The 11938-nt window shown below is 55.2% G+C and carries 11 protein-coding genes; 6 read left to right on the top strand and 5 right to left on the bottom strand.

Annotated elements, in window-relative coordinates; translation table 11 throughout:
* Window positions 1–88 precede the first annotated feature (88 nt).
* The 5 genes from NDI89_RS23375 to NDI89_RS23355 all read left to right on the top strand — a co-directional run bounded on the left by NDI89_RS23375 (window position 89) and on the right by NDI89_RS23355 (window position 7730).
* Window positions 89–1540 (top strand): aldehyde dehydrogenase family protein, encoded by a 1452-nt coding sequence (locus NDI89_RS23375; RefSeq protein WP_277525265.1) that lies wholly within the window; start codon window positions 89–91, stop codon window positions 1538–1540.
* A gap of 210 nt (window positions 1541–1750) precedes the next feature.
* The gene (locus tag NDI89_RS23370; protein ID WP_277525264.1) at window positions 1751–2905 is read left to right on the top strand and encodes an acyl-CoA dehydrogenase family protein; all 1155 of its coding nucleotides are present in this window, start codon (window positions 1751–1753) and stop codon (window positions 2903–2905) included.
* An 898-nt stretch (window positions 2906–3803) separates the two neighbouring features.
* Window positions 3804–4427 (top strand): rod-determining factor RdfA, encoded by a 624-nt coding sequence (gene rdfA / locus NDI89_RS23365; protein ID WP_277525263.1) that lies wholly within the window; start codon window positions 3804–3806, stop codon window positions 4425–4427.
* A 103-nt stretch (window positions 4428–4530) separates the two neighbouring features.
* Window positions 4531–6486 carry an archaea-specific SMC-related protein gene (locus NDI89_RS23360; protein WP_277525261.1) on the top strand — a complete coding sequence of 652 codons (1956 nt, stop codon included), beginning with the start codon at window positions 4531–4533 and terminating at the stop codon, window positions 6484–6486.
* 545 nt (window positions 6487–7031) lie between these two features.
* Window positions 7032–7730: a helix-turn-helix domain-containing protein gene (locus tag NDI89_RS23355; protein ID WP_277525259.1), complete on the top strand. Its 699-nt coding sequence runs from the start codon at window positions 7032–7034 to the stop codon at window positions 7728–7730.
* A gap of 156 nt (window positions 7731–7886) precedes the next feature.
* Here NDI89_RS23355 and NDI89_RS23350 read toward each other — a convergent pair whose 3' ends face one another.
* Window positions 7887–8747, bottom strand: a complete 861-nt coding sequence (locus NDI89_RS23350) for a VOC family protein (RefSeq protein WP_277525257.1) — start codon at window positions 8745–8747, stop codon at window positions 7887–7889.
* Entirely contained in the window at window positions 8744–9001 is a 258-nt protein-coding gene (locus NDI89_RS23345; protein WP_277525254.1) for an SDR family NAD(P)-dependent oxidoreductase, read from the bottom strand. Before NDI89_RS23345 ends, NDI89_RS23350 begins: the two co-directional genes overlap by 4 nt.
* A gap of 62 nt (window positions 9002–9063) precedes the next feature.
* On the opposite strand from NDI89_RS23345, the gene NDI89_RS23340 reads away from it, so the two are divergent.
* The gene (locus NDI89_RS23340) at window positions 9064–9417 is read left to right on the top strand and encodes a winged helix-turn-helix transcriptional regulator (RefSeq protein WP_277525252.1); all 354 of its coding nucleotides are present in this window, start codon (window positions 9064–9066) and stop codon (window positions 9415–9417) included.
* Window positions 9418–10033: 616 nt separating this feature from the next.
* Here the strand turns inward: NDI89_RS23340 and dpsA (NDI89_RS23335) are convergent.
* The 3 genes from dpsA (NDI89_RS23335) to dpsA (NDI89_RS23325) are packed head-to-tail and all read right to left on the bottom strand — an operon-like array spanning window position 10034 to window position 11743.
* Entirely contained in the window at window positions 10034–10603 is a 570-nt protein-coding gene (gene dpsA, locus NDI89_RS23335) for a DNA starvation/stationary phase protection protein DpsA (protein ID WP_277525250.1), read from the bottom strand.
* Window positions 10600–11181 (bottom strand): DNA starvation/stationary phase protection protein DpsA, encoded by a 582-nt coding sequence (gene dpsA, locus NDI89_RS23330; protein ID WP_277525248.1) that lies wholly within the window; start codon window positions 11179–11181, stop codon window positions 10600–10602. Before dpsA (NDI89_RS23330) ends, dpsA (NDI89_RS23335) begins: the two co-directional genes overlap by 4 nt.
* Window positions 11182–11194: 13 nt before the next feature.
* Window positions 11195–11743, bottom strand: a complete 549-nt coding sequence (dpsA, locus tag NDI89_RS23325) for a DNA starvation/stationary phase protection protein DpsA (protein WP_277525246.1) — start codon at window positions 11741–11743, stop codon at window positions 11195–11197.
* Window positions 11744–11938 lie beyond the last annotated feature (195 nt).

Below are 11938 nucleotides of genomic sequence, written 5' to 3'. Positions count from 1 at the left end.
TTATAAGTTAACTCATACCGTGGGGACGGTCTCTCCGACGCTCGAGTACCGCATCGCTTTTAGCAGTTCAGGTGATACGTCCTCTCGCATGAGCTATAACGGTCCGACAGACCTGTATATCGACGGCGACTGGACTGGTGCTGAACGCGGAGAGACGTTCACGACCGAGGATCCCGCGACGGAGGGGGTCTACGCGGAGGTCGCAGAAGCCACCGAAGAAGACGTTGACCGCGCTGTCGCGGCGGCGAGCGATGCGGTCGATCGGGACAGCGAATGGCGATCGCTCGATCCGCGAGAACGGGGATCGCGTCTCGACGCCATGGCGGACGCGATCGAGGAACGGAAGGACGAGATCGTCCGCGTCGAATCGCGAGACAACGGGAAGACACCGTTCGAGGCGACTATCGACGTGGACATGGTCATCGACACGTTCCGCTACTACGCGGGCTGGACCGACAAAATCGAGGGCGACGAAGTGCCGGTCCCCGGGGACAGACTGAATTACACCGTCCGAGAACCGGTCGGCGTCACCGGACACATCATTCCCTGGAACTATCCGTTCCAGCTCGCCGGACGCAGCCTTGCACCGGCGCTGGCCTGCGGGAACACGGCGATCCTCAAGCCCTCGAGCACGACGCCGCTCTCGGCGCTGTATTACGCGATCGCCGCGGAAGAAGCGGGACTGCCCGACGGCGTAGTGAACGTCGTCCCCGGCGGCGGGAGCACTGCGGGGAACAGACTCACCGAACACCCCGACGTCGACCACATCGCGTTCACTGGGAGTACGGGCGTCGGCAAGGGCGTCATGGAACGGGCCTCGCAGAACGTCACGGGCGTCACGCTCGAACTCGGCGGAAAGGGCCCGAACCTCGTCTTCCCGGACGCCGACCTCGACGCCGCCGCTGCCGGCTGCCACTACGGTATCTTCATGAACGCGGGACAGATGTGCTGGGCGGGATCGCGACTGCTCGTCCACGAGTCGGTCCACGACGAGGTCGTCGATAAAGTCGTTGAACGGGCAGAATCGATCCCGCTCGGGAGCGGCATCGACGACGACGGACAGATGGGACCGACGGTCAGCGAGAGCCACCAACAGGAGGTCCTCGACTACATCGAGACCGGCAAGGCTGAAGGGGCGACCGTTGCGACCGGCGGAGGCGTTCCCGCCGATAAGGACGTCGGGTACTTCGTCGAGCCGACCGTCTTCACCGACGTGACGAACGACATGACGATCGCACAGGAGGAAATCTTCGGTCCCGTGCTCTCGGTCATCGAATTCGCCGGCCAAGAAGAGGCCATCGAAATCGCCAACGACTCCCCGTACGGTCTCATGGCGGGGATCTGGACGTCCGACCTGAAGACGGCTCACGAGACTGCCGAATATCTCGACTACGGGATGGTCAGCATCAACGAGTACCCCGTAACTCAGCCGCAGACGCCCTTCGGCGGCTTCAAACAGAGCGGCTACGGGCGTGAGCAAGGTACCGAGGCGCTTCACGAATACACACAGACAAAAAACGTCAACGTCAATCTCGAGTAGCGACCGCCGAGTCTGACGTAGCGCGTCACTGTGCTCGAGTCGATATTGCCGGAAATGAGCCAGCTGGCCGGAAGACCGGATCGACGGCCGGAATCAAGCCATCCCCGGTCATTTCGAGAAGCGGCTAATGACGGCAGGAAGTGATCGATCCAGCCGATCGTTGACTGGTCGAGAACTTTTATGATGGTGTGTCTCGCCAGTAGTACTGTAATGAGCCTCATCGAGAACGCGCTTTCCGACGAGCACCGCGAGTTCCGCGACCGAGCGGCGACGTTCGCAGACGAAGTCGTTGAACCGGCGGTCGACCGAATCGAACGAACCGACGAATTTCCGCGAGAAGTGATCGAAGCGGCAGGTGAACGGGGGCTGTTGGGAATTTTACTTCCCGAGGAGTACGGCGGCGAGGGGTCGGACTTCGTCTCCTACTGTCTGGCAGTCGAACAGATCGCACAGGCGAGCGGTGCCGTCGCCGAGACGGTACAGGGGCAGACGTTCGCGGCGCTTCCGATCGCGAACTTCGGAACGGAGGCCCAGAAGGAGGAATACCTCGAACCCATGGCTCGGGGCGACGCCGTCGGTTCGATGCTGTTGACGGAACCCGACGCAGGGAGTTCGCCGACCGAGCTCTCGACGGTCGCCGAAGCGAACGGGGACGAGTACCTGCTCAGCGGTGAGAAAGCGTTCGGGACGAACGCCGGCGTTGCGGACGTCCATCTGGTCGTCGCACGAAAGCGGCCCGCTCCCGAGGACGGACACGGTGTAAGCGTGTTCATTACACCTGGCGTCGACGACCGAGAGGGGTTCACTTTCGATCGGACGGAGTTCATGGGAATGCGAGGTCACGTGACAGGAGATACAACGCTTGAGAGTGTCCCGGTTGACGAATCTGCACTGCTCGGCGAGGTCGGTCACGGGTTCCGCATCGCAATGGGAACGATCGACATGGCGAGAACCGGATTAGGTGCGATCGGAACCGGTATCGCGACGGCCGCTTTCGAGGAGGCCGTCGACTACGCTGGGGATCGCGAGCAAGGCGGGCAACCGGTTGGTGAGTATCAGGCGGTTCAGGTTCTCATCGCGGATATGGACGCACGACTCGACGGCGCGCGGCATCTGGTCTACGACTCAGCTACTGCGATCGCATCCGGCAACGGAAGTACACGCCAATCCAGCAAGGCGAAGTACGTCGCGAGCGACGCTGCCGAGTTCGCTACTCGAAACGCGATGCAGGTTCACGGCGGCAAAGGTTACCGAACGGATCTGCCGCTCGAGCGATATTATCGAGACGCGAAAATTCTGAGTATCATCGGCGGTACGACGGAGATTCAGAAAACGACGGTTGCGAGCGAAGCGCTCGGTCTGTAGACGCACAGGAACGAGTTCACCCTCTCATGCGGTGAACTCTATGCCGTGATGATTGAGACCAGCGCGTACTAGGGAATTGCGGACGACAGTCAGCTTCTGAACCCGAACGAAGAGAAATGAGGGTACTAGCGGTTCTCCGAGAACAACCGGATAAGTCCGCTCAATTCCAACAGCACAAATTTTGATCAGTGTTTCGCACTATCCGCTCTCGAAACAGATACCTATATTATTTCTATAAATTTTTAATCGTATCCATCTCGATACCTCTCCTATCGAATATCCACGTATACGACGGTGATACGTCTGCTACCCCTATCCGTATACTCAAACCGTATACTACCAGCACCGATCTCGTCATTTGCTGATCGAGAACCGAAGCTGCACATCCAGGATCATATCTCGGGACGTGTCTCGGGTCACCGCTCTCCTAGTATAATAACTCGTATACATGGCACGAATACATGTGGTTACATCTCTCTAGCGAGACCCATGTCGAACGGGACATCAATTACAATGGTACAGATGTAAAAGAAGTAGCGGTGAGTGGTACCACTTGCTCATATGACGATTCCGGTATCTTCTATGTGAAAACCCCCTATTGGCCGATATGAAATCAACCAGCCGGAACATCCCATACAAGATATAGGACAGATACACAACCATATATAAAGAATTGGTACTATCTACTAGTCAATTCGGGCTCTTCAGTCCGTATAACATTAGACGGAGAAAATTCCATTTCTCTATAACACTGTGAATATACATATCAATACAGGGAGTTTTGTAAAACATCTATACGAAAAAGGTGCCACTATCGATTTTCTTATTAGTATACCTATTGTCAAAATGACACCAAATATAGAAACTCATTTTACACTCACGCTCCTACATATAGGTAATGACCGATAACGACACCAAAAAAACCGAAGCGGCGTGTGAATGTAAGCTCGGCCGGGTTTCGGAAAAATACGGGTTCACTAATCTCGACGAGACGCTAATCAAGTCTTGGACCGGCGACGACGACGAACAACGCAGCACGCGCGAACTTGCAACGTACGTGAACCAGAAAATATTAGAAACGGCGCTTACAAACGCGGATATTCCACCTAGAGAAGGTGAGATCGAGAACACGTACAGATTACTCACGAGCGACGACGTTACCAGCGGAACGCGCGTCCAGACGCGAAACGAATTACAGCGCGATGGCGTCCCGGTCGATCAGGTCGAGTCGGATTTCGTCTCTCACCAGACCGTCTACAATCATCTGACGAAGTGTCTCGACACGTCAATCGAGACTCCCAGCGATGAGGAACGACTCGAGAAGAGCACACAGGAACTGAGCGCTCTCCAGAACAGAACTGCGGCAGTCACCTCGGATAGAGTCGATCGTCTGGATCAAAGTGGCATACTCGAAATCGGGGAGTTCAACGTGAACGTCTCCGTGAAGGTGACCTGCGAGGACTGCTTTCAGGAATATACCGTTAGAGAACTGTTCCAGCAACGATCTTGTGATTGTCAGTAGAAACAGTGGTGAAACGTAATTGACGACGGTCCGCTGTAGATACCTCTGTACACGCGCCTGAAACAATAATACCTATGTGAGAGGGGGGCGTACTAAGCATATCATGGCAAGTACCGTAAACCAGAAGATACACGACATACCGGGGGAGGCGACGATTTCTATCAAGAACATCGGCGGTATCGACGAGACGGAAGTCTCTTTTCAAGAGGGGGTGACAATCCTCTCCGGGAGAAACGCGACCAACCGTACATCACTGCTGCAGGGGATCATGGTAGCACTCGGCAGCGATCAGGTAAGTCTCAAAGCGGATGCCGACGAAGGAAGTGCGACACTCGAGTTCGGCGACAAGATCTATCGACGGCGACTCGAGCGGCGGGCGGAAACGATCGCCACCGATGGCGATCCATACTTGGAAGACCCCGAGCACGCAGATCTGTTTGCATTTCTGCTCGAGTCCAACGAGGCACGGCAGGCTGTTGCTCGCGGCGATGACCTCCGTGAGTTGATCATGCGTCCGGTCGATACCGCTGCGATCAAGACCGAGATCGAACAGTATGAGCAGCAAAAAAGAGAACTTGACGAACGGCTGGAGGAGTTGGAGACGCTCAAACAGCGGCTCCCCGACCTCGAGGCCAAGCGGACGCAGATAACCGACGAGATAGAGACGCTGCAGGATGAGCTCGAAACGGCTCGAGCGGAACTCGAAGAAGCGAACGTCGACGTCGAACAGCGACGAGAAGAGCAGTCCAAGCTCGAAACGAAACTCGAAGAGCTCCGAGAGACGCGATCTGAGCTCGAGCGCGTTCGCGATCAGATCGAGACTGAGCGAGAGAGTATCGAGGCACTGGAAGAAGAAGAAGATGAGATTCGAGACCGACTCGAATCACTCTCTACCGGCGACGAGACCGATATCGGCCGTATCGAAGCCGAAATCGAGACGATCCAAGAGGAGAAAGCGGATCTCTCGAAAGAGATCTCCCAGCTCCAGAGCACGATCCAGTTCAATGAGCAACTCCTCGACGAGTCCGACTCCGTTCTCACAGACGAGCAGACCAACGACGGTCCAGTGACGGATCAGTTACTCGCTGACTCCGAGAAAATCACGTGTTGGACCTGTGGCTCGACGGTCGCCCGAGAACAGATTGAGACAACGGTTGAACAACTCCGTGCCGCACGCCAGGAAAAACTCGAAGAGAGATCCGAAATCACGTCCGAGCTCGACGATCTTCGGGAGTCACTCTCCACGATCGACGAAAACCGGACTGAATACCGTCAGACCAAACAACGGCTCGAATCGACGACTAACGAGATCGAACGCCGGAACGATCGGATCGAGGATCTAACGGACAAGCGTGAAGCCCTTACCAACGAAGTCGACGAGCTCGAAGCCGAAGTCGACGAACTTGAGACCGAAGAGTACAGCGGAATCCTCGACCAGCACAAGGAAGTCAACCAACTCGAGTTCAAGCTCGAACGCAAGGAGCGCGAGCGCGACGAGATCAAGGACGAGATCGCCTCGATTGAAGAGCGCCTCGGCGAACAGGACGAACTCGAAGCCCGTCGTGAGGACGTGACGGACGAACTGACGGATCTCCGCACGCGGATCGATCAGATCGAAGCGAATGCAGTCGAGGCGTTCAACGAGCACATGGAAAACCTCCGCGAGACCCTCGGCTACGACAACCTTGACCGGATCTGGATCGATCGGACGACCCGCGAGGTCCGCGAAGGACGTCGGAAAGTCTCGAAGTCGTCGTTCGACCTCAAGATCGTCCGCAGTACTGACGAGGGCGCAGCCTACGAGGATACGATCGATCATCTGAGCGAAAGTGAACGGGAGGTAACCGGACTCGTGTTCGCATTGGCAGGCTATCTCGTTCACGATGTCTACGAGACGGTCCCGTTCATGCTGCTGGATTCCCTCGAGGCGATCGATTCCGAACGGATCGCAGCGCTCGTCGAGTACTTCAAAACGCACGTTCCGTATCTCGTCGTAGCGCTACTGGAAGAGGACGCGCAGGCTATCGAAGGGGACCACGACGTCATTGCGGATATCTGATTAAAGTTCTCTCCTATCGGTATTTTCACCATTTGATGGTTCGTTGGGGGGCGATCGAGAAAAGATTCAACTTTTCCAGTTATCCATCCGATTTCTTCTTTGAAGACCAATTTCGACAGTCAGATGAACACAAAATATGTTGTATTTACATTTCTAATAATATGAAAATACACTGTATATCTGTGGGAAAACGCCACTATGAAGAACCATCATAAAAAATTAATTCTATGGGAATAGACTATTGGTCATCAGTATGGTGGCGCGCAATCTTATAGAACTGCTCTCTACCAACGATGACGATGACAAGGAATCGGAAAACAACACCATAACAGACATACGAACTATATAATCGTTGTAATAACTTGCAACACTGGTAGCAGAAACCCAAATAATTTAAATTCCTTAGCCACCCAGTGGTTCTCAAATGACCGAATCGAGACCGTATACTCATGAGCGGCGATGGAATAGGGTTGCGTATCGGAAACAGGTAGAAGTGGACTGGCGGGACTGCTCGCTCTACATGGCACAACAACCGTACAAACGGCATGCGATTCGTTCAGAAGTGGGATATGAGTTATATTGCTGAGTTCCACATCGTCGCACCGTTGGTTCAAAAAGAGTTCAAAGCAGTTCCGGAGATGGTGTATCGCAATGAGGAGTTACATCTTACACAAGATGGGGAAGGCATTCGCGTCTTGTGGGCTTCGGGTGACGATTTCGAGGCCTTCGAATCGGCGCTCGAAGCCAATGCTACCATCAAAGAGTATACCTGTCTCACCGAAATAGACGGCCGGCGCTTATACCGAATAACGCACCATGAAAAATCCGTAGCGGAACTACTCTATTCGCAGGCGACTGAGGCTGACATCGTGTTTCTCGATATCACAACAACACGTGAGGGGTCTTACTTCCGTGTCCGAGCTCCAACTGTAGAGGCGTTACAGGACTTTCGTGAGATCTGCCAAGAGCACGAAATTCCGTTTGATCTTCAGCGTCTCTATCGGGAAGATCGAAGTTCATCTGACGACCCAACCAGACCGTTTGAATTGACCCCCGCGCAGCACGAGGTGCTTATTCGAGCACACGAACGAGGTTACTTCCACCAACCACGAAATATCACACTTGAAGAGTTGGCCGAGGAGTTCGAGGTTTCCTCGTCAGCGCTCGGACGCCGAATGCGGCGAGCGTTGGACGCGCTCATCGACCAGGCATTGCGTTCAGGGCCTGAAGGTGTCGATAAGTAATCGTCAGTGGAGTCGGCTACTCCTTAAATTCGTACTGTCTACGCAAACGTGCCTCGGCTTCACTTTTGAATCGTGATACGAGAACTGTGACTACTGCAAGTCCTCTAACGCGAGAATGCGAACCTCACTTCACGACAATATGCCGCTCCGTCTAGACTACAGAGCCGATGGGTCGGTCCGAATTCGCACCTCGATCTCGTCGGGAACGTGGATGACGAGACCATCATCCGTCTCGGTCACTGGAATATCACGGCCGTCCAATCGCAACTGCACAGCGTTGAGCGCGCCCTGATTCGGGACAAGTACCTCGAACCATGACAGCCCACGTCCATTGACAGGGGCCGTTCGGTGATGCCAGGTGTTCGCGCCGATGTGATGGTGATACCCCCCTGCGGACACGAAGGCTGCGTCGGGCACGGTCGTTTGAACCTCGAACCCGAGGGTGTCCACGTAGAAGTTCCTGAACGCGTCCAGCGAAGAGACCTCGAGATGAATATGCCCGATATCCGTTCCAGGAGGGGCCTGGGTATCACCTGTGGCTGCGGCTTCGATGCTGTCGAGATCAAGCGGCTCTGTGCTGATCCGAACACGGCCGTCGTCACTGCGAGGCCAGTCCTCGCGTGGGAAGTCGCGATAGATCTCGATCCCATTCCCTTCCGGATCAGTGAGGTACAACGCTTCGCTAACCCAGTGGTCGGATGCGCCGCCGAGTTGCCAGTGGTCCCGTATCCGAGCCAGTGTGTCACCGAGCGCCGCCCGGGAAGGCACCCTGAAGGCTGTGTGGTAGAGCCCGGCAGCCGATTGGTGCCGTGTGGGTGCGTCTACGTCACCCTCCAAGACGAGCAGCGGGGTGTCCGCAACACCGAGGACCGAATGGGTGTCGGATTCTTCTAATACACTGAGGCCAACGACGGTTCGGTAGAACTCGGTCAGCTCGTTGAGATCATTGACGTGGAGTGCAGTTCGACCGATGCGTGTCCCCTGTGGGAGCGTGTCTGTATTTGATGGCGTGGTCATGGTTGATGTCTTAGACCGTGATCGTTAACGACCGTCTCGGTGAACGTTTCGACTGCTGCCTGGTCAGTCAGATCGATTTGGTAGTACGATACCGCGTCGACGTGCTCAGCGCGGTTCTCAACGGCATTTCTCGCCGTTTCGGTGATATGGCTACCGATGACGTTGGCTCCGCTGTCCACAAACTGGTCCGTCATGTACGGGCCTGTGTTGCCGGTCGTACCGGTCACGAGCATCGTCGTGTTTTGTAGTTTCATTACATTACCTAGTTTGGTTCCAAACCTATATATAGATCAGGCATCAATAGTATGACCAAGTAATGGTGACCCAACCCCCCTCGGCAGATACTGACGAAGGCACCGAAGTCGAACAACGAAATGCGGACGTCTGCAACGTCGTCGGGGCGGTCGAGGAGATGGGGGCGAAGTGGAAGCTCATCATACTCAACGACCTCCGTGACGGTGAAAAGCGGTTTAACGAACTTAAGCGGTCAACGGGTGCGAGTTCCTACACACTCTCGCGAGTGCTTGATGATTTAGAGGAGGAGGGGTTCATCGAGAACCGGAAGGAGTTCGAATCGCCGGTCGCGAGTTATTACACGCTGACTGAGAAGGGGAATGCCCTCTGTCCCGTGTTCGAGTCGCTCGACGCCTGGGGCGAGGACTGGCTGTAAGGAGTATGCACTCTACGGTAGTCAATCGATGCAGCCTCTCGATTCGAGTCACAAAAAAACCCCAGAAGTACACGCCGCTGTCGATTTGCCAGACGGTCGAGGCACGCGTCAAGGGACAGCTCATTACCATTATGGCTCCTATCCATAGTTGATACTGTGGTATCAAATAGCACAGAAGCCATTGTAATGTTTAGGGCAAATTATGTGACACACTAAGGATTGTGTGAGCAGCGTCGCGATCGCCGAATAGGCCGACACTCGTTTCTCTGGTAGAGACCCATACGTACATTTACTGTGAAAGATACTCCGCTAATATACTATACGGTGAATATATCTGAAGATATCGTGATACAGCAATCCCGATACTGAACGCCACTGAGGTGATGACCAACAAACCACTTCCAATCGAAAAGACGCTCATCGAGTCGAACTCGCGGCCACTTGAGCTACCCACGACTGAAGTCGTGGGATTCAGCGTGGACTTCCAATAACACGTCTCAATCGGGACGTGTTCTTTCGCAGGCTGAATCAACTGTCGGTGACTTCAGTCCTGAGTATCGGTGTAAATAGTATAATGTTGGCAATCCGAATTCCATGGGGTTGTCCCCGAGACGATTCACCTAGTCGCGTCGTGAAGAACGAGCGTATCGTCGGCAAGATACTGACTGAGGACGTGAGCGTCTTCTTCGAGTGTCTTGAGATGGCGGCGTAGAAGTTCGCTCGTCGCTTTATCGCCGAGCTGGTCTGCCAGTTCAATGTGTTCACGCCACTGCACCGCGAGCGTCGCGTACCCGTCGAGGTCACGCTCGAGCGACGAGCGGATATCGTAGTGATGGGCTTCTTCGATGAATATGGGCGCGTGTTGGCGGATACCCATCGGCCCACAGGCCGGAACACCGCCGAGCGCGCTGATCCGAATGGCGATGTCGTCAGTCATCTCCGTGAGCCGGTCGGCAGTATCCTCGAGGAAGTCACTGATCGGCTTCAATTCGGCTCCCTCGACGAGCCAGTAATGCTTGCGCACCTGATTGAAGAGGATATACAGTCCCGACACTTCGCTGTTCAAGGCCGTGACCAACTCTTTAGCTACATCCTGTTCGAGATGGAGCTCATTGTCGGCTACCGCGTCCCATTCCTGACGGACATGAGATTGGTCATGGCTCCGGAGATGTGGTGTACTCATCATCGTTCCTTTCGCACCTCCGCTCGAACGAGCGTATCATCTTCGAGTAATTGCTCGATGGCGTGGGCGTCATCTTCGAGGTTTTCGAGGTGCTCACGGAGTAGTTCAGCCGTTCCCAGGTCCCCCTTCTCTTCTGCAAGAGCGATATGTTCACGCACACTGACGATCAGGATTGCATATCCCTCGAGATCTCCCTTCAAGGAGGCACGAAGGTCGTAGAGATCTTCGGCCTCGAGGGGGACTTCGGCCCGCTCCTGAAGTCTCGGCGGTGTGTTTGGGGGAATCCCACCCAGTTCGACGATACGAATTGCGAGGTCGTCGTTAACCTCGCGCACTCGTTTGTACGCATCCTCGAGGAAGTTAGTGACTTCTTCGTGTTCGGCACCTGCAGCGGTCCAGTAATGCTTGCGAAGCAGGTAGAACAGGTTGAACGATCCCGCGTGATCGACGCTCAGGGCGTCAATGATTGCCTCAGCATCGGCGCGGTCGATCCGGAGTGCGTTCTCTGCGATGGTGCCCCATTCTTGACGGCGCTCGCCCGTATCGGGTTCCCGAACGAGCTGGCCTTGTTTGAGTGCCATTCAGGTTACCCGTTCAATGAGTGGCACTCTCGAGAACGAGCGTGTCGTCTTCGAGGTAGTGTTCGAAGTGGTGACCGTCTTCTTCGAGGTCGACAAGAATCTCGCGCAGCATCTCGCCGGTCGCGGGGTCACCGAGGTTCTCAGCGAGTTCGATGCTACCGCGCATTGACTCGATGATCTCGCCGTACATCTCGAGGTCGTTCTCGAACATCGTGCGGACATCGTAGACGTCTTCGCCCTCGAACTCGACAGTCGCACGCTCCTCGAGGTTCGACGGGCCTGAAACGGGGACACCACCCAGTGCCTGCGCACGCTCGGCGATCTCGTCGGCACCCTCTTCGACGTGCTCGTAGGCGTCCTCGAGGAACTCGTGAAGCGGCAGGAACTCTGCACCTTCGACGACCCAATGGTGCTTCTTGAGCTGATGGTAGAGGACATACGAGTTCGCCAGTTCGGAGTTTAGTGCCTCGACGATCTGCTCGGCTTTGTCCTGACCGAGCCGGAGCGCGTTTTCGTCGACGGTGCCGGCCTGTTGGCGGACGGTTGTCTCTTGGGAACTCATCACATGAGGGGTAGTCGCTCGATCACCTTATACCTTTCAGGATCATCACATTTTAGGGAGGCCTAAATTGGCACCGTCTAGTTAGCGCGGTTTGAGAAGTGAGCAGGTCGTAGAGTTGGTTTGGAATGATGCTCGCAGACCTGCTCAGCGAGAGCTACGCGGCGGAATTTGATGAATGTTGGGAGCGTGAGCGGA

This window comes from Natrinema salsiterrestre (assembly GCF_029502005.1).
Lineage (GTDB): Archaea > Halobacteriota > Halobacteria > Halobacteriales > Natrialbaceae > Natrinema > Natrinema salsiterrestre.
The sequence above is the reverse complement of the archived record's forward strand: the minus strand, read 5'-3'. Positions and strand labels throughout refer to the sequence as shown.